Annotated in this window: 17 protein-coding genes and 2 pseudogenes; 8 read left to right on the top strand and 11 right to left on the bottom strand. The window is 79.1% G+C overall.

Translation table 11 applies throughout. The features are described 5' to 3' along the window. Window positions 1-159: 159 nt before the first annotated feature. From ACFY07_RS16605 to dhaK, 3 genes are all read right to left on the bottom strand, one after another. Entirely contained in the window at window positions 160-558 is a 399-nt protein-coding gene (locus ACFY07_RS16605) for a PTS-dependent dihydroxyacetone kinase phosphotransferase subunit DhaM (protein ID WP_230652923.1), read from the bottom strand. Window positions 559-758: 200 nt separating this feature from the next. Then, entirely contained in the window at window positions 759-1,481 is a 723-nt protein-coding gene (gene dhaL / locus ACFY07_RS16600) for a dihydroxyacetone kinase subunit DhaL (protein WP_390869303.1), read from the bottom strand. 203 nt (window positions 1,482-1,684) lie between these two features. Continuing rightward, window positions 1,685-2,677 carry a dihydroxyacetone kinase subunit DhaK gene (gene dhaK / locus ACFY07_RS16595; protein WP_390869302.1) on the bottom strand — a complete coding sequence of 331 codons (993 nt, stop codon included), beginning with the start codon at window positions 2,675-2,677 and terminating at the stop codon, window positions 1,685-1,687. Window positions 2,678-3,038: 361 nt separating this feature from the next. Here dhaK and ACFY07_RS16590 point away from each other — a divergent pair, with 361 nt between their 5' ends. Continuing rightward, the gene (locus ACFY07_RS16590; RefSeq protein ID WP_390869301.1) at window positions 3,039-3,290 is read left to right on the top strand and encodes a DUF397 domain-containing protein; all 252 of its coding nucleotides are present in this window, start codon (window positions 3,039-3,041) and stop codon (window positions 3,288-3,290) included. 120 nt (window positions 3,291-3,410) lie between these two features. Then, the gene (locus ACFY07_RS16585; RefSeq protein ID WP_230652683.1) at window positions 3,411-3,905 is read left to right on the top strand and encodes a hypothetical protein; all 495 of its coding nucleotides are present in this window, start codon (window positions 3,411-3,413) and stop codon (window positions 3,903-3,905) included. Between the two features lie 137 nt (window positions 3,906-4,042). On the opposite strand, the gene ACFY07_RS16580 is transcribed toward ACFY07_RS16585, so the two are convergent. Next, entirely contained in the window at window positions 4,043-5,215 is a 1,173-nt protein-coding gene (locus tag ACFY07_RS16580) for a phosphotransferase family protein (protein ID WP_390869300.1), read from the bottom strand. Window positions 5,216-5,644: 429 nt separating this feature from the next. Here ACFY07_RS16580 and ACFY07_RS16575 point away from each other — a divergent pair, with 429 nt between their 5' ends. Next, on the top strand, window positions 5,645-7,114 hold the full coding sequence (locus tag ACFY07_RS16575) for a hypothetical protein (RefSeq protein WP_390869299.1): 1,470 nt from the start codon (window positions 5,645-5,647) through the stop codon (window positions 7,112-7,114). Between the two features lie 244 nt (window positions 7,115-7,358). Here ACFY07_RS16575 and ACFY07_RS16570 read toward each other — a convergent pair whose 3' ends face one another. Continuing rightward, window positions 7,359-8,516, bottom strand: a complete 1,158-nt coding sequence (locus ACFY07_RS16570) for a SpoIIE family protein phosphatase (protein ID WP_390869298.1) — start codon at window positions 8,514-8,516, stop codon at window positions 7,359-7,361. 348 nt (window positions 8,517-8,864) lie between these two features. Here ACFY07_RS16570 and ACFY07_RS16565 point away from each other — a divergent pair, with 348 nt between their 5' ends. Beyond that, window positions 8,865-10,355: a HEAT repeat domain-containing protein gene (locus ACFY07_RS16565; RefSeq protein WP_390869297.1), complete on the top strand. Its 1,491-nt coding sequence runs from the start codon at window positions 8,865-8,867 to the stop codon at window positions 10,353-10,355. A gap of 1,358 nt (window positions 10,356-11,713) precedes the next feature. On the opposite strand, the gene ACFY07_RS16560 is transcribed toward ACFY07_RS16565, so the two are convergent. After that, complete coding sequence (locus tag ACFY07_RS16560; protein ID WP_390869296.1) at window positions 11,714-13,267, bottom strand: TerD family protein; 1,554 nt, start codon at window positions 13,265-13,267, stop codon at window positions 11,714-11,716. Between the two features lie 195 nt (window positions 13,268-13,462). Between ACFY07_RS16560 and ACFY07_RS16555 the strand changes: the two are divergent. Beyond that, window positions 13,463-14,572 (top strand): annotated as a pseudogene (locus ACFY07_RS16555) (glycosyltransferase family 4 protein); the annotation flags it as partial. Window positions 14,573-14,892: 320 nt separating this feature from the next. Further along, window positions 14,893-15,048 (top strand): hypothetical protein, encoded by a 156-nt coding sequence (locus ACFY07_RS16550; RefSeq protein WP_390869295.1) that lies wholly within the window; start codon window positions 14,893-14,895, stop codon window positions 15,046-15,048. Between the two features lie 151 nt (window positions 15,049-15,199). Here the strand turns inward: ACFY07_RS16550 and ACFY07_RS16545 are convergent, their stop codons facing one another. The 4 genes from ACFY07_RS16545 to ACFY07_RS16530 form a co-directional block, all read right to left on the bottom strand. Next, window positions 15,200-16,294 (bottom strand): WD40/YVTN/BNR-like repeat-containing protein, encoded by a 1,095-nt coding sequence (locus ACFY07_RS16545; RefSeq protein WP_390869294.1) that lies wholly within the window; start codon window positions 16,292-16,294, stop codon window positions 15,200-15,202. Window positions 16,295-16,477: 183 nt separating this feature from the next. Beyond that, window positions 16,478-17,356: a biotin-dependent carboxyltransferase family protein gene (locus ACFY07_RS16540; RefSeq protein WP_230652921.1), complete on the bottom strand. Its 879-nt coding sequence runs from the start codon at window positions 17,354-17,356 to the stop codon at window positions 16,478-16,480. A gap of 95 nt (window positions 17,357-17,451) precedes the next feature. Then, window positions 17,452-18,120, bottom strand: coding sequence for an allophanate hydrolase subunit 1 (locus ACFY07_RS16535; protein WP_390869414.1), 669 nt, complete (start codon window positions 18,118-18,120; stop codon window positions 17,452-17,454). Window positions 18,121-18,292: 172 nt separating this feature from the next. After that, window positions 18,293-19,069: a LamB/YcsF family protein gene (locus ACFY07_RS16530; protein ID WP_390869293.1), complete on the bottom strand. Its 777-nt coding sequence runs from the start codon at window positions 19,067-19,069 to the stop codon at window positions 18,293-18,295. A gap of 158 nt (window positions 19,070-19,227) precedes the next feature. Here ACFY07_RS16530 and ACFY07_RS16525 point away from each other — a divergent pair, with 158 nt between their 5' ends. Together ACFY07_RS16525 and ACFY07_RS16520 are read left to right on the top strand one after the other, a co-directional pair. Beyond that, window positions 19,228-19,461, top strand: a complete 234-nt coding sequence (locus tag ACFY07_RS16525) for a hypothetical protein (protein ID WP_230652659.1) — start codon at window positions 19,228-19,230, stop codon at window positions 19,459-19,461. Between the two features lie 15 nt (window positions 19,462-19,476). Then, a pseudogene (locus ACFY07_RS16520) lies at window positions 19,477-20,061 on the top strand (hypothetical protein); the annotation flags it as partial. A 476-nt stretch (window positions 20,062-20,537) separates the two neighbouring features. Here the strand turns inward: ACFY07_RS16520 and ACFY07_RS16515 are convergent. Further along, window positions 20,538-20,900, bottom strand: coding sequence for a four-helix bundle copper-binding protein (locus ACFY07_RS16515; protein WP_230652657.1), 363 nt, complete (start codon window positions 20,898-20,900; stop codon window positions 20,538-20,540). Window positions 20,901-21,049: the final 149 nt, after the last annotated feature.

The following is a 21,049-nucleotide window of genomic DNA, read 5'->3' as shown; positions in this document are numbered from 1 at the left end:
CCCTCCATGGGCCGGCCGGAAGGGTCCCCCGGGGCGGCCGGCGCTCCCCGGGCGCGATCGTAGCCCCGGGGTGTCCGCCGACGGGCGGGATCGGCCGATCGTCCCCGCCCGGACCGGTCCGCCGGCGGGGCCGCGCGGCACGGACCGGTCCGCCCGGCGTCAGCCCTTCCGGAACCGGTAGGCCTCCTCCGCGGCGTCGACCACCGCCGCCAGGTCCCCGCCCGCCGAGGCGGTCACCACCGCCGCGACCGCGCCCTCCACGAACGGCGCGTCGGCGAACCGGACCGGGAACGGCAGGCCGTTCTCCTCCGCCTCCGCGAGCAGCGCCCTGACCGTCAGCACCGCGCTCCCCAGGTCCGACAGCACCGCCACGCCCACGCCCCCGTCCACCCGCCGGGCCGCGGCCAGGACCAGCTCCGCGCTGGTGCCCAGCCGGCCGTCCTCGGTACCGCCCGCCGTGCCGACCGGCGCCGGGTCGCCCGTGCCGACCATCTCCATGGCCATGGCCGCCGTGGCGGCTGCCACCTCCCGGCTGTGCGACACCAGCACCACCCCCACCCGGGCCGGGCCCTCCCGGCCCGCACCGCCCCGGCCGCCCGCCGCGGGCGCCGCCCCCGCCGGGGGTGCGGCCGGGGACGCGGCGGACTGCGCCCCGCCGATCGGGACGACGTCCCCGCCGGCCGGGACGGCGCCGCGGATCGGAACGACCTCGGCGCCCTCCCGCCCGGACCCCCGCTCCCCCTTCCCTCCGGACCCGGTCACCGCCGCTCCTCCGGCCCGTCCGCGCCCGGCCCGTCCGCATGCTGCCCGTCCGCGCCCGGCCCGTCGGCGCCCGGCCGGGCCTCCGCCGCGTCCCGCAGGCACCCCACCAGCAGCGCCGCCGACGTGGCCCCCGGGTCCTGGTGGCCGATGCTGCGCTCCCCGAGGTAGCTGGCGCGCCCCTTGCGGGCCAGCAGGGGCACGGTCGCCTCCGCCCCGGCCAGCGCCGCCCCCGCCGCGGCGTCCAGCGCCGCGGCCACGCCCAGGCCGTCCGCCAGCGCGCCGGTGTACGCCTGCGAGGCCGGCAGCAGCGCGTCGACCATCGTCTTGTCGCCGGGTTCGGCGCCCCCCAGCTCGCGGACCGCCGCCACCGCCGCCGCGAGCGCCTCGCCCAGCTCGGGCGGGGTGGCCTCCGGTGCGTCGCCCAGCGTCAGCCCGGCCCGCCGCAGCGCGGTCCCGTACAGCGGCCCCGAGGCGCCGCCCACGCTGGAGATCAGGGTCCGGCCGACGGCCACCAGCAGCCCGCCGGGGCTCTGCGGCGGGTCCTGGAGCACCGCGAGGCGGGCCGCGGTGAAGCCGCGGTCCATGTTGGTGCCGTGGTCGGCGTCGCCGATGGGGGAGTCCAGCTCGGTCAGCCGGGCGCTCTCGCGGCGGACGGTGTCGGCGGCCAGCTCCAGCCAGTGCCGGAAGAAGGCGGTGTCGAGGACGGGGACGGTGGGCATCCGGTTTCTCCGCTCCTGCCTGGGGCGCCCGGCGGCCGGGCACCCCGCTGTCGGCTCTCCTGCACCGCGGTCCGGTCCCGGACCGCCCGGGACCGGGCCGGCGCCCGCACCCGGGCCGGGCCGTTCACGCCGGGCCTCCGTCCGGCCGCTGCGGGACCGGCCCGGCGCGACCGGCCCGGCCCGGCGCGACCGGTCCGCCGTGGTCAGCACCCCCAGCGCAGCGCGGGTGTGCGCACGGGGGCGTCCCACAGCCGCAGCAGCGCGTCGTCGACCCGGCACAGCGTGATTGAGCAGCCCGCCATGTCCAGGCTGGTCACGTAGTTCCCCACCAGGCAGCGCGCGACCTCCACGCCGCGCTCCCGCAGGATCCGGTCCACCTCCCCGTACAGCACGTACAGCTCCAGCAGCGGGGTGGCGCCCATGCCGTTGACCAGGGCCAGCACCGGCCCGCCCGGCGGGAGGTCGGCCAGCACCGCGTCCAGGACGGCCTCGGCGATCTCCCGGGCGGACATCATCGGACGCCGCTCCCGGCCGGGCTCCCCGTGGATGCCGATGCCGAGCTCGAGCTCGTCCGCCGGCAGGTCGAAGGTGGGGGTCCCCTTCGCCGGCGTGGTGCAGGCGGTGAGGGCGACCCCGAAGCTGCGGGAGCACGCGTCGACCCGCCGGGCCACCGCCGCCACCTCGGCGAGCGGCGCGCCGGTGTCGGCGGCCGCGCCCGCCAGCTTCTCCACGAACACGGTGGCGCCCGTGCCGCGCCGCCCCGCCGTGTACAGGCTGTCGGTGACGGCCACGTCGTCGTCGACCACGACCTGCCGGACCTCCACGCCCTCGTCCTCGCAGAGCTCGGCGGCCATCCGGAAGTTGAGCACGTCGCCGGTGTAGTTCTTCACGATGTGCAGCACGCCCGCGCCGCCGTCGACCGCGCGGGTCGCGGCCGCCATCTGGTCGGGCACGGGGGAGGTGAACACCTCGCCGGGACAGGCGGCGTCCAGCATCCCCGGTCCGACGAAGCCCGCGTGCAGCGGCTCGTGGCCGGTGCCGCCGCCGGAGACCAGGCCGACCTTGCCCGCGACCGGCGCGTCGCGGCGGACGACGGTGCGGGCGGCCACGTCCACGGCGAGCTCGGGGTGGGCGGCGGCCAGTCCGCGCAGGGCGTCCGGGACCACCTGGTCCGGGGCGTTGATCAGCTTCTTCATCGCCGGCTCCTCTCGTGCCGCGCGGGCACCGGCCGGCCGCCCCGTCGGGGCTGCGACCGCTCCTCACCACTCTCGCAAAGCGCGGGCCGCTCCGGAACCGCCGGGAGGGCCCGGCTCCCAGCGTCCCCGCGCCCCCGGGGGCGCCGCAACCGCTGCGGGGCCGTGCGGTGGCGCGGCCCGGCGCGGCATCCGGCGGCCCGTCCCCGTGCGGAGGCCCCGCCGCCGCCCCGCCGCGGGCCGGTCCCGCCGCCGGTCCCGCCGCCGCCCCGCCGCGGAGGGTGGTCTCCGTGCAAAGGCCTGCTGCGCCGCCGCCGCTCTGGCTACGCTGGCCACCGCGGACGACGGCGGGAGGAGCAGGGACGTGTCGGGTGACAGCACAGAGGTCCTGGCGGCAGGGGTTCCGGCGGACGGGCGCAAGCCGCGGCTCGACCTCAGCGGGGCGGAGTGGCTCTCCAGCAGCCAGGGGGTCGGCGACGTGCAGATCGCCTTCGTGGAGGGGTACATCGCGATGCGGGACGGCCGCAACCCGGACGGTCCGTCGCTGGTCTTCACCCCGGCCGAGTGGCGGGCCTTCGTGCTCGGCGCGCGCGACGGCGAGTTCGACCTCACCTGAGCCCCGCCCCGCCTCCCGGCCGCCCGCCGAGGCGCGCGGCCGGGAGGCGGGGCGCCGCCGGCGGCGGGCCGCGCCGGTACGGCTGCACGGCCGCTCCGGGCGGCCCCGTACGATGTCCCCATGCCGTTTCTCCGCCGCCGCTCCGGCACCCCCGCGGGCCCGGACTTCGACGTGCTCGCGATGGACCCGGGCGACTGGCCCGGCCACTTCGGCGCCGCCATCCTGGCCGGCGCCGACGGCACCTGCCAGGGGATCTTCCTGCGCTACGACCTGTTCGGCGGCCGCGGCCCGGCCATGCTGATCGGCAACCTCCCGGAGGGCTCCCCGGCGCGCGACCCCGAGGACGGCGTGCCGTTCGAGGTCCGCCAGCTGCTCGCGGCCCTGGAGAACGACGAGCCGGTCAGCGTGGTCTCCAGCGAGGACTTCCCGGTGATGCTCGGCGACGACCTGCTGATCGTGCGGAAGGTGAAGGTGAGCGAGGGGCGCGTCGCCTGCGCCCAGTTCGGCCGCAGCGACGGCGTCCAGGTCACCATCGCCTCCTGGGACCGCCCCATCTCCGACGACCTGTACCAGCTGCTCAAGCCGCTGCCGGCCGACATGTTCCAGCAGGGCTGACCCCCCGGGGCCCCCGGGGCACCCCCTCGCGCCGCGCCACCGCCGGCGCGGGGCGCCGTGCCCCCCGCACGGCCGCCCCGCGCCGTCCGCGCCCGACCCGCCCGCGCCCGCCGCCCCGTCCGGCGGGCGCAGGCGGGTCAGCGGGTCCCGACGGCCGCCCGTACCGCCCGGCGCGCCAGCGACGCGTCGTCGTGCAGCCGCCGGATGAGGATGCGCTGCTCCTCGCCCGCCCCCGGCACGTCGTGCATCCGGATCTCCCGCATGAGCACCAGGATCAGGTTCACCAGGAAGGCGTCCCGCACCACCGTGCCGGAGGCCTGCGCCAGCTGGCTGATCTGGCGGCGGGCGGCCGTGTCGCCGGACAGGACGCTCCACAGCACCGCCAGGTCGTAGCCCGGCAGGTACCAGCCCGCCCGCTCCCAGTCGACGAGCACCGGGCCCGACGGGGCGAGCAGCACGTTCGACAGCAGGGCGTCGCCGTGGCAGAACTGCGCCGGGGTGTGCGCCAGACCGTGCAGGAGCTGCTGCAGGTCGCCGGCGTCGCGGTCGGTGAGCAGGCCCAGCGCGTGGTACCGGGCGATCTCCACCGGGTAGTCCAGCGGGGCGTCGAAACCGGACGGCGGGCGCCACAGGTTCAGCGCCCGGACCGCGCCCAGCACGGCGCGCACCTCGCCCGGGGTCGGCGCGTCGGCGGGGTGGCGCTCGCGGGCCGCGGTCCGGCCCGGCACCCGCTCCAGGATCAGCACGCAGCGGTCCGGGTCCGCGGCCACCAGCTTCGGCAGCCGCACCGGAGGCCGGTGCCGCACGAAGGACCGGTAGGCGGCGACCTCGTGCCGGAAGCCCTCCACCCACGGCATGTCCTCGTCGTGGCGCTCCGCCCGCGGGGTGAGGCACTTGGCCACCACCGGCGTGCGGCCGACCGTGCCCGCCACCAGGATGTGCCGGTCGTCGGCGCGCAGCAGCCGGCGCGGGGTGAAGGCGGGGCATATCCGCGTCACGTGGGCCATGGCGGCCCGGACCGCGGGGGTCTGCAGCGCGGCGGTGTCGGGGCGCCGCTCGGCGGGCTGGGGCGGCCGGCCCCGCAGGCCGGCGTCCCCCCCGGGCCTGGGCAGCAGGGCCGTCCCCGCGGGGGCGCCGGGCCTGCGGACGGCCAGCGGTGCGCAGGCGGACGCCGCGGCGCGCGGATCGGCCGCGCGCGGATCCAGGACGCGGCCCCCGCGTGCCGGGGCGGCGGGGGCGCCGATCGTGCGCCGCAGGGCCGCGGGGGCGCGCAGGGGCGAGGGGGACGTGACGGTGGCTGAGGGGTACATGGGGGCGGTGGGTCCCTTCCTGCGGGCCGGCTCGGCCACCGGTCCCGGCCGGGACGGCGGCCGGGGGTGGCGGACTGGGGTGGCGGACGGGGTGGCGCCAGGGCGCCGGACACGGACCGCGGAGGAGGCTCCGCCGCGCTGCCGCCGCACCCTGGGGAATGCGGCGGCCGCCCGGCGTGCGGCCGTGTCCGGCGCCCTCGCGCCACCCTCTGCGCCACCCCTCCGCCGCGAGGACCGGGAGGCCGGCCGCGGAGGGGGAAGGCCCTGGTTCGCGGCGGCTCCCGACGGTGGTCGGGTGGCGCATGTCTACATCACACCGGGTGACGGGTGGCACACCATCTGGCGCACCCTGGCGAACCCTGGCGAATGGTCGCGGGGCACATGACACCCCGTTAATGTCGAAGGTGCCGAGGAACCTGGGGGCTTGACGTGAGCAGAGAACCCAACACCCGACTGGCCGACCTCTTCGCCCTGACCGGATGGTCCAAGGGCGAGCTGGCCCGGATGGTCAACCGGCGGGGTGCCGCCCTCGGACAGCAGCAGCTGTCCACCGACACCTCGCGGGTCCGGCGCTGGATCGAGCAGGGGGAGATCCCCCGCGATCCCGTGCCCAGGGTGCTGGCCGCCCTGTTCACCGAGCGGCTCGGCCGAGTCGTCACCATCGATGACCTCGGCCTGGAACGGCACCGGCGCAGCAGACCGGGCGCATCCGACAACGGGATGCCCTGGAGGCCGGAGCAGACGGCCGCGGTCCTCACCGAGTTCACGGGAATGGACCTCATGCTCAACCGACGCGGTTTGATGGGCGCGGGCGCGGCACTCGCGACCGGATCCGTCATCACCGACTCCCTGCACGGCTGGCTCACCGGGGAGCCCGCCGCCCCCGCCGTCCCCCGGCCCGCCGGCCGCCGGGGGTCCGTCCTCCCGGCCGCCGAGTCCTCCCTGGACCTCTACGAGGCGGGCCCGGTCGGCACCGACGAGGTGGAGGCCCTGGAGCGCTCGGTGGAGGTGTTCCGCGCCTGGGACGCCTCCCGGGGCGGCGGCCTCCAGCGCAAGGCCGTGATCGGCCAGCTCAACGAGGTGGGCGGGATGCTGACGTTCCGCCACCCCACGGAGCTGGAGAAGCGGCTGTGGATCGTCGCCGCCAACCTGGCGGTCCTGGCCGGCTGGATGTCCCACGACGTGGGCCTGGAGCCCACCGCCCAGCGGTACTTCGTGATCGCCGTGCACGCCGCGCGCGAGGCCGGGGACAAGCCCCGGGCCGGCGAGGCGCTCTCCCGGGCCGCGCGCCAGATGGTGCACCTCGGCCGTGCCGACGACGCCCTGGACCTCATGCGGCTCGCCCGGTCCGGCAGCGGCGAGCAGACCCTGCCGCGCACCCGCGCCATGCTCCAGACCATCGAGGCGTGGGCGCAGGCGTCGCTCGGCCGCTCCCAGGCCACCCGCCGGGTGCTGGGCGAGGCGGAGGAGCTGTTCACCGCCGACCGGGGGGAGCCGGGCCCCAGCTGGATGCAGCTGTTCACCGAGGCGGAGCTCCACGGCATGGAGGCGCTGGTCTACCGGACCCTCGCCGAGCACGACCCGAAGGCGGCCCCCCTCGCCCAGCGCCACGCCCGAATGGCGCTGGACCTGCGGGCCAAGGAGGGGATGGAGCGCTCCACCGCCTTCGACCGCATCTCGCTGGCGTCCGCCTACTGGATCGCCGGGCAGCCGGACGAGGCCGCCGTGCAGGCCAAGCTGGCGCTCGCGCTGATCCGCGACACCTCCTCGCACCGCACGTGGGACCGGCTGCGCGAGATGTACCGGCTGACCCAGCGCTACAAGGGCCTGCCGGAGGTCGCGGACCTGCGCGAGCAGATCCGGCTCGCCGTGCCGCAGCAGCGGCGCCAGATCGTGTGAGCCCTCCGGCCCGCCGGGCCCTCCGGGCCGCCTCCGCGGGCTGCGGCCCGCCGGCGCACCCGCCGCCCCGCCGGGAGCAAGGGCCGGGAGGAGCAGCGGCCGGGAGGGGCGGGGGAGGACGACGCCTCCGGAGCCGTCTCCCCGACGTGCCGGGCCTGCCTCCGCCCCGCTTCCGGGGGCACCGCACCCGGGTTCGCCGGCCCTCGCGGGCGCCGGACCTGACCGGACCCGACCCGATCCGGGCTCAGCCCACCCGCAGCACGGCCAGCCGCAGAGCCGCGCCGGGCCGCTCTCCCGCCGCCGACCGCAGCAGCCCCAGGGCGAGGTCGGCGCACTCCGCCGCACTGCCCGCCCCTGCGACCCGCGGGCCCAGGACGTCCGCCAGGTCTGCCGGGTCCGGCGCGCCGCCCTCCGGGCCGTCGGCGCCGTCCGGACCGCCGGTCCAGCAGAGCACCACGTCCCCCCGCCGCAGCTCCGTCCGGCCCGCCCCGTGCCCGCCCCCGGACGGTCCGCCCAGCGGCCGTCCGCGGTCGGAGCCGGCCGGGAGCCGCACCGCCGCGCCGCCGCGGAGGACGAGCGGACCCCGCAGCCCGGCCTGCGCCCACGCCAGGACGGCCGGCCTCCCGGGGTCCCCGGCCTCGTACCGGCAGCAGAGCGCCGCGACGGGGCCGCCGGAGCCGCACTGCGGCAGCATCCGGTCCAGCAGCCGCAGCATCCGTGCGGGTTCGGCGCCGGTCATCGCCATGCCGCGCAGCGCATCGCGCAGCACGGCCGGTCCGCTGCCGCCGCCCGCGGCGGGCCCGGCGGGTCCGCCCAGGGCGAGCAGGGCGCCCCCGCCCGGCAGGGGGAACGCGTCCGCCCAGCCGTCGCCGCCGTCGGCGGGGCCCCGCGCCGCGAGCTCCGGCGGGGCTGAGGGGCCCGGCCCCGGAGCGGGGGCGGCCGGCGGCCGGCTGCGGGCCTCGCCGCGGCCGCGTACGCCGCCGGGTCCGCCGGGGAAGCCCGGTCCGTTCGGTCCGCCGAGGTCGCGCAGGGAGAGCCGGAGCGACTCCGCGTGCCCGTCGCCGCCCATCACCGGGCCGCCGCTGCAGCGGACGGCGCGCACCGTCCCGTCCGGGCGGACGATGCGGAACTCGCCGACCAGGGCATGGCCGTCGACCAGTGCGGCGGTGACCATGCCCTGCAGGGGGAGCTGGTCCTCGGGCAGGAGCTGGGCGGGCAGCTGGTCGAGGGTGAGCCCGCCGGCGTCCCGGTCCCGTCCGAAGAGTGCGAACACCTCGGGCGACCACAGCACCTCGTCGGTCGCCAGGTTCCACTCGGCCAGGCCGGTCGCGGCCGGCGGGGCCTCCGGGCGGGCGCCGTTCCTCGGGGTGGCCGTGCTGTCCGGGTGCGCAGCGGGATGCATGAGGGTTCCCACGGGTCGGCGGACGGGGGGGCGGTGACGACTCTGACACAGAGAGCCACCGACCGTAAGGGTTTCGGCCGACTCCGGCGATGTTCCCGGGGCATATGCCCGAACTTGGGAGCGTGCGCCGCCCTCGTGCGCCCTGCCCTGCGGCCTCGCGCGCCCGCCTGTCCTCCGGCGGTCCCGCACCCCCCGCGGCGGCGGCCCTGTGTGCGGACAAGCCCCGCGAACGGTACCCTTCGGTGCTTCCGGCCCAGGCCGGGTCCCGGCCCCGTCCGCCGGCCCGCCCGGGACCCCGGCAGCGGAAATCCCGTTGCCACCAGGACCGCCGCAACGGATGCTGACCTCATGTTCGAGCCCGACATAGCGCCCAGTGCGACCCTTCTCGGCCTGCTGCAGCGGGGCCGCGGGGACGGCACCCTGCACGCGCTGGCGGCCGAGCGGCCGGACGCCCTCGCCGCCCTGGACGCGTGTGTCACGTGCGACCCCCGCCGCGACTGGCGGACCGAGAGCCGGTCGCTGTACTACGCACGCCTCTACTCCGAGCTGGAGGCGCCCCTGGACGGCATCGAGGCCCACCTCTTCCACCCCGAGGACCTCGCCGCCGGCGGCACCGGCGACCCCTCCGCCGGCACCGGCGGTGCCGGGTCCGGCCCCGACGAGTCCCGCACCGGCCTCGCCCTGTCCGTCCTCGGCCACCTCGCCGCCTACGGGCGCCGCGACGCCCTGGGCCTGCTGCGGCGCTACACCGCCTCCGGCGCCAACTGGGCCTGGGCCCTCGACGAACTCGCCCTGCGCGACGACGACGCCGCCCTGATGCGCCTCGCCCCGGCCGTCCTCGACCGCTTCCCCGCCGGCCCCGAGGGCGACGCCGCGCTGCGCGCCGCCGTCCGCGACGCCTACGAGCCGCGCCCGTGGCGGCTGTGGGCCGCCGCCCACCCCCGGATCGCAGCCGCGGGGGAACAGGCCCCCTTCGACCTGTGGCAGCGCCAGCTGAACCGGACCTCGGCCGCCCCCGGCTGGGGCGCCGCCGAGGTCCTCGCCTGGGCCGACCGCGCCGCCGAGGACGACCCGGCCGTCCCCGCCCGCGACGCCGTGCGCCGCCGCGCGGCGGCCGCGGCCCGCTGTCTCGCCGCCGTCGCGGGCCCCGACGACCGCCCGCTGCTGGTGGACGCCGCCCGCTGCGGCGCCGAGGGCGCCCGCCGCGCGGCCCTGCGCCACCTCCTCGACCGCGACGACCCCGCCGTGCCGGGCCTTGTTGAACTCGCCGCCGTCGACCCGGACCGGAGGATCGTCGAGGCGGCGCTGGAACTCGTCGGCCTGATGCGCGGCCCCGCCGCCGTCGGCCACGCCCGCCGCTGGGCCGACCCGGCCACCGGCGGCGCCGACAGCGCCCTCGGGGAGGCCGCCGCCCGGCTCCTCGCCGACGCCGGCGACGAGCGCGACGCCCCGCTGGTGACCGACGCCCTGCGCCGCTGGATCGCCGCCCGCGGCGCCGACGGCGACGGTCTCGGCTGCCTGGTCGACGGCGCCGGACGGCTCGGCGCGGCCGGTGCCGTCGCGGCGCTGCGGTACGTGTATGCGGAGACCGTCTCCTCGCAGCTGCGCGGGCGGGCCGCCCGCGCCCTGGCCGCCACCGACCCGTACTTCCCGGCGGGTCCGGCGGTGGAGTGCCTCTGGGACTGCGAGGAGTCCACCCGCGAGCTCGCCGCCCGCCACGTCGCCACCACGGGGGACGCCCGGGTCCTGGAGCGGCTGCGCCGCCTGGCCGCCGACCCGGCCGAGGAGGCCGAGGTGCACGCGGCGGTCCGCGGCCGCCTGACCTCCGCGCCCCGCTGACCCCCGCGCCCGGCTGACCTCCGTTCCCCGTCCCGGCCCCGGCGCCCCGGTGGGCCCCGGGGCCCACCGGGGCGGCCGTCGGTCCGGCCGCGGGGCGCGTCCGGTCAGGGGCGCAGCAGCTCCTGCAGCAGCTCCGCCAGGACGCCGGTGTCCGCCGCCGCCCCGCCCGCCGCCGCCCCGCCCGCCGCCGCCCCGCCCGCCGGGGCCCCGGACAGCCCCGCGCCCCCCGACGCGGCGCCGGTCCGCCCGGGCCTGACCGGCCCCGCGGACGTGCTGCGCCCGGTGGCCACGGTGCTGACGGTGGGCCTCGTCTTCGTCAGCGTCTTCCTCGCCGCCTTCCCCACCCCGAAGGCGCACCGGCTGCCGGTCGCCGTCGTGGCCTCCGACCAGGGCGCCGCCCCGTTCGACGTCGGGCTCCAGCGCATGGAGCCCGACGCCTTCCGGGTGGAGCGCTACGCGGACGAGGGCGGCGCGCGCTCCGCCCTGCTCCACCGCAGGGTCTACGCCGCGTACATCGAGCACGGCGGCACCCGCCGGGTGCTCTTCGCCGGCGCCATCGGGCTCGCCGTCCAGGCGCTGGTCGCGCCGCTCGGCCACACCCTGCAGGGCGCGGGCGGGAAGGTGCACACCGAGGACGTCCTCCCGCTGTCCGGCGGCGACAGTCGCGGCCTCTCGGTCTTCTACGCCTCCTTCGGCCTGGCCCTCGCCGGGTTCCTGTTCGGGCGGATGACCCACCAGACCGCGCCCCGCCTGTCGTTCCGCCGGCGGATGGCCGGCCTCGGGATCTTCGCCGTGGTCGGCGGCCTCGCCACCTCGCTCATCGCGCACACGGTCTTCGACGCGATCCCCGGCCCCTTCCTGGGGATCGCCGCCGTCGTGGCCCTGATGTCCGGGGCGGTCGCAGCGGCCACCGTCCTCCTGATCCGTGTCTTCGGGGCGCTCGGGGTGCCGCTCGGGTCGATCTTCATGCTGGTGATGGGCAACGCGACCAGCGGAGGGGTCCTGCCCCCTCGTTCCTGCCCGGCTGGCTCCAGCCGATGGCCTCGGTCATGCCCCCCGGGGTGGGGGTGCGCGCCCTCAACGGGCTGGCCTGCTTCCGCCACGACGGGGTCGGCAGCGGCCTGGTCGTCCTCGGCCTGTGGCTGCTGGTCTGCGTGGGCGGGGTCTTCACCCTCGACCGGATCGCCGTGTCGTCGGGCATCGTCCACGCCGCGCAGCGCGGGCGGCCGGCCGCGGTGCACCGCCACCGCCGGAAGGGCGAGACCGCCTGACCCCGACGCCGCCCCGCGCCGCCCGGGCGCCCGGTCCGGCGGCCTCCCCGCAAGGGGCGCCGCCGGTCCCGGCGTCCTGAGCCGGAGTCACTTCGAGCTGCGGGTCCAGGTCAGGCCCCAGCCGTACGCGTCGTCCACCATCCGCTGGATGGAGACCGCCGACCGCTGGAAGTACCGGCCCTCGCGGCGCACCACCAGCTCCCCGCCGACGTTCTCGATCACGGCGATGGCGCACCCGACCGCGGGGAAGCCGCACTCGTCCAGCCGCACCTCGACGGGCAGGCCGGACGCCGGGTACAGCGTCGCCACCGCGTCCAGCCCCTGGAAGCTGCCCGTCCCGCCGTAGACGAAGGCGAAGACCAGCAGCCGCCGGAACCGCTGGGCGAAGTCCAGGTTGATCCACAGGTTCTCGCCGCCCGCAGCGGCGCCGGTGCGGTCGTCGTTGTCGAGGAACACGTACGGCGGCGCGTACAGGTCGCCGAAGGTCCGGCCGACCGCCTGCACGATGCCCTTGGTGCCGTCCTGGAGCTCCCAGAGGCAGGCGAGGTCGAGGTCCCGGCCGACGCCGGGGGCGCCGGCCCCCGCCAGCTTGCGCAGCCAGCCCCCGCCCGTGGCGGCCTGACCGCCCCGGGCCTGCCAGTTCAGGTTGACCCGCATCGCGCCGCCGCCTGCGGCGTGCTTCGTCAGCGACACCGCGGGGGCGTCCTTGGTCAGCGACAGCCGGGTCGGCGCCGCGCCGCCCGCGGCGGGCGCGGGTGAGGGGCCGCCGGGCGCGCCCGGCGGCGGCGCCGGGACGTACGGGGGCGGCTGCGGCGCCCCGTACGGCGTCGGCGCGGACGGACCGGAGGGGTGGGGCGGGGCGGGGTACTGGCCGCCGGGGTACGGGCCGCCGGGGTGGGGGGCGGGCGGCTGCGGGGCGGAGGGGTGCGGGGCGGGCGGCGGCGTGCCCGGCGGGAACGCCTGGCCCGGCGGGAACGCCTGGCCCGGCGGGAACGCCTGGGGCGCGGGCGGCTGCTGCGGCGGGTGCGGGGCGGTCTGCGGAGGCGGCGCGTACGGTGCGGCGGCGGGCGCCGGGGGAGGGGCGGCCGGGCCGGACGCCGGTGTGCCGGCCCCCGGCTCCTCGTCGACCCGGATGCCGTACTCGGTGGCGAGCCCCGCCAGGCCGGAGTCGTAGCCCTGCCCGACCGCGCGGAACTTCCACCCGCCGCCCCGCCGGTACAGCTCGCCCAGGACGAAGGCCGTCTCCGTGGTGGCCCCCGTGTCCTCGAACCGCACCAGCTCGGCGCCGCCCGCGGCGTCCTGCACCGACAGCCGCAGCCCCGGCAGCGCGCCAAACGGACCGCCGTCGCTGGAGGCCGCCAGCACCACCGCCTCCACCGCGGGGTCCAGTGCGGCGAGGTCCACGGCGAGGGTGTCGGCGGTGCCCTCCGGGGTCTGCCGCTTCCCCTCGTGCCGGACCGCGCCGGAGGCGTCCCGCGGCTGGTTGTAGAAGACGAAGTCGGCGTCGCTCCGCACCCTGCCGCCGCTCAGCAGCAGCGCGGAGGCGTCCGCGTCCGGCACGCCCGCACCAGGCTGCCAGCTCAGCACCACCCGCACGGCGGCCGCCGTGAGCGGCGTGTTCGCACCCTTGCCGACCAGCATGACCGTCCCTCCGCCGACGCCCCCGGAGCGGATGCCCCGGAGCGGTCGCCCCGGGGCCGGAACCCCTGGCCGGCGTCCCCGGGCCGCCGCCCGGCCCAGCCTATCCCCGCCCCGGGGGCGAACGCTCATACGACGTTCGCCCCCGGGAAAGATCCCCTTGGCCGCGCCCACGCCCTGCCCGGACACAACCGGGACATGCGCGTCGCCATCGTCACCGAGTCCTTCCCGCCCGAGGTCAACGGCGTCTCCCACACCGTGCTGCGCACCGCCGAGCACCTCGTGCGCCGCGGCCACCGGCCCCTCGTCGTCGCCCCCGCCCCCGCGCGGGGCGGCGGGCGGGCCGCCGCCGACGACCCCTGCCCCGTGGTCCGCGTCCCCTCCGTGCCGCTGCCCGGCTACCCCCAGGTCCGGGTCGCCCTGCCCGGCGCCCCGCTGGAGGCCGTCCTCGCCGTCCACCGCCCCGACCTCGTCCACCTGGCGAGCCCCTTCGTGCTCGGTGCGCGGGCCATGGCCGCCGCCCGGCGGCTGGGCCTGCCGGCGGTCGCCGCCTACCAGACGGACCTGGCCGGGTACGCCCGCGCCCACCATGCCGGCTGCGGCCTCGGGGAGGCCCTGGCCTGGCGCCGCATCCGCTCCGTCCACGGCGCCGCCGCCCGGACCCTCGCCCCCTCCACCCCGGCCGCCCAGGAACTCGCCGCGCACGGCGTCCCCCGGGTCCACCTGTGGCCGCGCGGGGTCGACTCCGGCCGCTTCCACCCCCGCCACCGCGACCCGGCCCTGCGCCGCGCGCTCGCCCCCGGCGGCGAGGTCCTCGTCGGCTACGTCGGCAGGCTCGCGCCGGAGAAGCGGGTCGACCTGCTCGCCGGGGTGTGCCGGCTGCCCGGCGTGCGCGTCGTCGTCATCGGGGACGGCCCCAGCGAGCCTCCCCTGCGCCGGGCGCTCCCGGGCGCGGCCTTCCTCGGGCGGCGCACCGGGGACGACCTCGCCCGCTGCTTCGCCGCCCTCGACCTGTTCGTGCACACCGGCCCGCTGGAGACCTTCTGCCAGACCGTGCAGGAGGCCATGGCCAGCGGCGTCCCCGTGGTCGCCCCCGCCGCCGGCGGCCCCCTCGACCTGGTGGCCCACCGCCGCACCGGCCTGCTGGTCCGCCCCCGGGACCCGCAGGCCGTCACCGAGGCCGTCGCCCGGCTCGCGGCGGACCCCGCGACCCGGGCCGCGTACGGGCGTGCGGGCCGTGCGGAGGTGGCCGCCCGCACCTGGGAGGCGGTGGGGGACGAACTGCTCCGCCACTACGGCGAGGTCCTGGGCCTCCCGCCCGCCGCGTCCGTGCCCGCCGGGCTCGTCTCCGCCGCGTCCGTGCCCGCCGTCACCGTGCCCGCCGTCCCCCGGCCCGCCGGTCCTCCCCCGGTCACCGCCCCTCCACCGGACGGGCCCGCTGTCGCGGCCGCCACCGGCCGGTCCGCCGCGTCGGAGACGCCCCCTGCCGCGCGCGTCCCGTCCCCCCGCTCCCCGCAGACCCGCACAGCGCCGGACGTCCCGGATACCCCGGGCGTCCCGGGCACGCCTGCGGCCCCCGCGGCGACGGCCCCCGCCGTGCCGGTCGCGGCCCGTGAGGAGAGGCCTCGATGACCTGCGGCGCGTCCGGCCCGCGCACCGTGCGGACCGCCGCCTCCGCCACCCCCGTCCCGGGCGGCCCGCGCACCGCGCTCCGCCGGCGCGGCGCCGACCACCCGGTGGCCGGGCACCACCCCGTCCGGGCGGTGCCCCGCCCGGAGCGCTGAGACGCGTGGACCGCCCGGGGCCGCGTCACCACCCTGTCCGGACCGGAGGTCGCCGGCACCGGCGGCCACCGCACCCCGGCCCGCCGTGCCGCCCTGCGGCACCTCCCCTCCGTCCGCACACCGATCCGGAGGGAGGGGCTCGTCCCTCGTCTCAGCCGATCGCGACGGCCCGCACGCACAGCACGTCCGGCAGGTGCGAGGCCAGCAGGGACCAGCTCTCGCCCTCGTCGGCGCTCCCGTACACCTCCCCGTTGCGGTTGCCGAAGTACACGCCCGCCGGGTCGGCGTCGTCGACGGACATCGCGTCCCGCAGCACCACGCCGTAGTGGTCCTCCTGCGGCAGCCCGGCGGAGAGGGCCTCCCAGCTGCCGCCCGCGTCCTGGGTGCGGAACACCCGGCAGCGCAGGTCCGGGGGCAGACGCCGGTAGTCGGCGGTCAGCGGGAAGACGTAGGCCGTCCCGCCCCGGTGCGGGTGCGCCGCCACCGTGAAGCCGAAGGAGGCCGGAAGCCCCTTGTCGACCGCCTCCCAGACGGCACCCCCGTCGTCGCTGCGGTAGACCCCGCCGTGGTTCTGCAGGTACAGGCGGTCCGGATCCTGCGCGTCCCGCGCGACCTTGTGCACGCACTGCCCGAACTCCGGGAACTGCGACCCCTCCGGCAGGAAGGCCGCCCGGACGCCGGCGTTGGACGGCGACCAGCTCCGCCCGCCGTCCGCCGACCGGTACACGCCGCCCGTGGAGACCGCCACCGTCAGGGCGTCCGCGTCGCGCGGGTCGGTGAGGACGGTGTGCACGGCCTGTCCGCCGAAGCCCGCCTCCCACTGCTCCCGCTGCGGGTGGTCCCACAGCGGCTCCACCAGGGAGAACGACTCCCCGTGGTCCTCGGAGCGGAAGAGCGCGCCCGGCTGCGTCCCCGCGTACACCACGCCCGGGGCGTCCTCGCCCGCCGGGACCAGCTGCCAGACCCGCTCCAGCGACGCCTTGGTGTACTCGGGGAACCGGACCGCGGGGGAGGAGGGCTCCTGCCACGTCGCCCCGAGGTCGTCGGACCACCACACCGACGGGCCCCAGTGCGAGCTGTCGGCTCCCGCCAGGATGCGCGGACGGGCGCCGCGCCGGTCGACGCCGACCGAGTAGACGGCGTTCATCGCGAAGTGGGGACCGGTGAAGTCCCACGTCCGCCGGTCCCGGCTCCGCCCCAGGAAGAGCCCCTTCTGCGTCCCCACCGCCAGCAGTACCTCGGCCATGCTCCGCACCTCGTCTCGCGTGGAGGCCCGCGCCGGCCGGTCCCGCACGGCAGCCCCACCGGGAGTGTGCACCCGACCACTGACAGGTGCCGTCCCGCCGCGCCCCGACGCCCGGTCCGGCGGGCGCACGGCGGCCCGGCGCGCGCCCGCAGCCCGGGCCCGGCGGTCCCCGCGCCGCCCCGGCTACGCCGCCCCGGGACCCGCCGGCCCGAAGCCCACCGGCACGAACCGCAGCGGCGTCCCCGGCGCCGCCTGCGCCGCCGCCCCCAGGTCCTCCTCCGGCACCACCCCCACCACCGGGTAGCCGCCCGTGGTGGGGTGGTCGGCCAGGAACACCACCGGCAGCCCGTCCGGCGGCACCTGCACGGCCCCCAGCACCATCCCCTCGCTGGGCAGCTCCCCGCCGCGCGTCCGTTCCAGCGGCGGCCCCTCGGTGCGCAGGGCCACCCGGTTGCTGCGGGCCGCCACCCGGTACCGGGCCCGGCCGAGCAGGGCCGCCGTGCCCGGCGCGAACCAGTCCGCGCGGGGCCCCGGCAGCAGGTGCAGCACCAGCTCCGCCGGCGGGGCCGGCAGCGGGACGGCCTCGGCCCGGGGCGCCGCCCCGGCCGCCTCGCCCAGCGGCAGCCGGTCGCCCGCCGCGAGCGGGGCCGGGCCCAGGCCCGCCAGCAGGTCGGCCGACCTGCTGCCCAGCACCGGCGGCACCGCGAGGCCGCCGGCGAAGGCCACGTAGCTGCGCACCCCGTGCGTGGCGGCCCCCACCTCCAGGACCGCGCCCGCGGGCACCGCCACCGCCGTGCCCCACGGCACGGGCCGGCCGTCCACGGCCACCGCCGCCGGGGCGCCGGTGACGGCGGCGACCAGCGGGACCGACCCGCGCACCGCCACCCCGCCGAGCGTGGTCTCCAGCACGGCGGCGTCCCCGCGGTTGCCCACGAGCCGGTTCGCGGCCCGGTACGCGGCCTGGTCCAGCGCCCCGGCGCGCGGCACGCCCAGGTGCGCCACCCCGCGGCGGCCCGCATCCTGCACGGTGGTCAGCGGGCCGGGCCGCACCACCTCCAGCACCCGTGCGCGCGGCTCCCCGCCGCCGCGCTCCCCGTCCCCGGACGCCGTGCCTCCGGGCGCCCCGTCCCGCGCCTCCGCGCCGCCCGCCGGGCCGTTCACGCCGGGCCCCCCGCGTCCGCACCCGCGTCCGCACCCGTGCCCGCAGCCCCGGGATCCGCCGGGACGAACCGCACCCGCGTCCCCGGCGCCAGCAGCGCCGCCGGCTGCCGCCCCGGGTCCCACAGGCGCAGGCCGGTGCGCCCCAGCAGCCGCCACCCACCGGGCGACGCCTGCGGGTACACGCCGGTGTACGGGCCCGCCACCGCCACCGAGCCCGCCGGCACGCTGGTCCGCGGCGTCGCCCGCCGCGGCACCGACCAGCGCTCCGGCAGTCCCGTGAGGTAGCCGAAGCCGGGGGCGAACCCGCAGAACGCGACCCGGTACTCGACCGAGGAGTGGATGCGCACCGCCTCCTCCACGGCGACGCCCCACAGCGCCGCCACCTCCGCCAGGTCCGCCCCGTCGTACACCGTCCGCACCTCCAGCAGCGGCCCCCCGCCGGTCCCGGCCGGCGGCACCCGCCAGCCGGTCAGCTCGGCTGCGAGGGCGGCGGCGTCGGCCAGGCCGTCCAGCAGCACCGTGCACGCCGCCGGCACGATCTCCGCGTCCGCCGGGAGCCGGCCGGCCGCGCGCCGCCGCAGCAGCTCGGCGTGCCAGGCCGTCACCCGTTCGGCGGAGTCCACCTCCAGGAGCAGCGCCCGGCGGCCCACCGGCCGCACCCGCAGCCCTGCCTCCCCCAGTCCTGCCTGCCGCGCCCCGCCCGCTCCGGCGCCGACCGCTCCGGCACCGCCCCGCTCCCGCCCGTGCGCCGCTCCCGGCCCGTGCTCCCCGGCCACCACCGGCCTCCTCACTCCCTGCCCGCCGGCCCGTCCGCACCCCCGGCGGGCCGCTCCCGCCTCACGTGAACGCCTCCACCCGGACCCCCGCCCCCACCAGCGCCTCCCGCAGCCGCACCGCCAGGTCCGCCGCACCGGGCGTGTCGCCGTGCACGCACAGCGAGCGCGCCCGGACCCGCACGGCCTCCCCGGTCACCGCCGTCACCCGGCCCTCGCGCGCCATCGCCACCGCCCGCACCAGCACCGCCTCGGCGTCGTGCACCACCGCCCCCGCGTCCCGGCGCGGCACGAGGGTGCCCGCCGCCGTGTACGCGCGGTCGGCGAACGCCTCGGCCACCACCGGCAGCCCGGCACCGCCCGCCGCCTTCAGCAGCTCCGAACCGGGCAGCCCCAGCACGGGCAGCGGGCCTCCGCACAGCGCCCCGGCCCGCGCCACGCCCGCCACCACGGCGGCCGCCTGCTCGGCGTCGGCCACCACCCGGTTGTACAGCGCGCCGTGCGGCTTGACGTACGAGACCCGGGAGCCCGCCGCGCGGGCGAACATCTCCAGGGCGCCGATCTGGTAGGCGATCTCGTCCGCCAGCTCCTCCGGCGGCACCTCCATCGCCCGCCGTCCGAAGCCCGCCAGGTCGTGGTACGAGACCTGCGCGCCGATCCGCACCCCCCGCTCGGCGGCCCAGCCGCACACCCGGCGCATCGTCGAGGGGTCGCCCGCGTGGAAGCCGCAGGCGACGTTGGCGCTGGTCACCACGGACAGCAGCGCCTCGTCCTCGGTCAGGGTCCAGCGGCCGAACCCCTCGCCGAGGTCCGCGTTCAGGTCGATCACCGCGTCCGCCATGCCAGCCGCCTCCCGCCCGCGCCGTCCCCGTACCGTCCGATGCCTCCGCACCGTCCCCCTGCCCTGATCGTAGGCCGCCGCGGCCCGCCCGCGGGCGGGCGGGAACGCGGGTACGGTGGAACAGGGGCCGATCCCCGGGGGGCCGCAAGGAGGACGCGATGCCCGGTTCCGTCACCATCAGCCGCCACCACGAGGCCGTCATGGTCGACCACACCGACGCGCAGCGCCTCGCCGCGGTGCTCGGCGAGGTCGCCCGCCTGCTGGAGGAGGCCGGTCCCGACCGGCTCACCGACGCGCAGGTGGCCGCCCTGTGCGGCGGGCAGCCCCACCACCGCGAGGAGCTCGACCGCTGGATCCGCGCCCTCGCCGGGGACCTGCACCACCGGGTGTGATCCGCCGCGGGACCGGTGCGCGGAAGTGCCCCTGACGTGCGGTCAGGGGCGGAGCCGCCCGTGCCGCCGCCGGAGGAACCCGCGTCGCCACCGGCCACCCGCCCCGCTCCGGACGTCGCCGGGGCGGGCGCGCTGCTGCACCGCCGGCGCGGGCGCCGCCGCCTCAGCCGGCTCGACCCGGCCCTCGCCGCCGACAGCCCGGCACAGCAGCTGCATCGGACCGGCCGGTCCCGGCCCGGCCGCGGGACGGTGCTCCCCCTCGCCGAGCACCTCGACGGGCCGCTGCGCGACCGGAAAGCCCCGCCGGCCGCCACCGGCCACGCGCCCGCCCGCCGCGAGTCGTCCTTCCGCAACCCTGACGACCCCGACGACCCCGCGACGGCCGCCCTCCGCGACGCGGCCGGGCTGCCGCTGCGCGGCCACGAGCCGTACCCGGCGGTCGTCCTCGACGCGCACCTCGACGTGCTCGCCGCCGACGACGGCACGGCGCTCCTGCTGGACGGCCTCCCCGAGCACCTGCTGCGGCCGCCCCTGAACCTCGTCGGCCTCGCCCTGCACCCCGAGGGGCTCGCGCCGCGGACCGCCGACCTCGCCGGGGTCCGCCGCCACCTGCCGGACCGCCCGGAGCGCGACCGCGCGCTGCGGGGGACCGAGCGGCTGCGCCTGCCGCACCGGGAGGTCGGCGGCTACCCGGCCCCCGAGGGCGACCCGCCGCCGGCGCCGACGCCGGCCGCGGCGGCGGCGCTGCCGGCGCGGCTCCGCACGGACCGCGGCGAACCGGCGTTCACCAGCACCGTGGCGGCCTTCCCCACCCCGCTGGACGTCGTCGTCCCCGAACCCGCCGTGGAGCTCCTCCTGCCCGCCGGCCGGGCCACCGCCGAGGCCGTCCTCCGCGGCCGCCGGGACGGCGACGGCGGCCCGCCCGGCGGCCCGGCGCAGCCCCGGCGCGGGACCGCACCGTCCGACCCCGGGCCTGCCCGTGCCCGCCCGCACGACTGCGGCCGGGGGCGGAACCCGTCCGTCCCCGGCCGCCGCGGCCCGGCCGGCGCACCCGCCGCGCCGGGTCCCTCACCGCATCAGGCGCGGACGCCCGTCATCGCGCGGCACTTCTCGGCGCAGCGGGCGGCCGCCTCGGCGCACCGGGCGAGCTGCTGGTCGTCCGGCACGCTGCGACACGCCTCGGCGCACATCTCGCACGCCTTGGCGCACATCGCGCTCACCTCGGCGGCCAGCGGGGACCGGCGCATCATCATGTCGGCGCACATCCGCGTCATGTCCGTGCAGTCCATGAGGGCGCGCATGATGCGCGCGTCCATCCGCCCGCCCTGCTGCAGGCAGTAGCTCATGGTCTCCTCGCACATGCTGTGGCACGCGAGGCACGCGTCCACGCACTCCTGCATCTCCTTGCTCATCCTGGCCATCCCGCCGGTCTGCTGCATGACGCCTCCTGGGCGCACGGGGGAGCCGCTTCCTCGCGGCTCCGGGTGCTTCCGTCCTACGTCCGCCGGACCGCCGCGGCAACGCGGGAGGGCCGGGCGGGGAGGGTGGTGCAGGGCCGGGCGGGGAGGGGCGGCGCAGGGCCGGGCGG

This window comes from Streptomyces sp. NPDC001380 (assembly GCF_042895785.1).
GTDB lineage: Bacteria > Actinomycetota > Actinomycetes > Streptomycetales > Streptomycetaceae > Peterkaempfera.
Note: the sequence above shows the minus strand (reverse complement) of the source record. Positions and strands in the feature narration are given on the sequence as shown.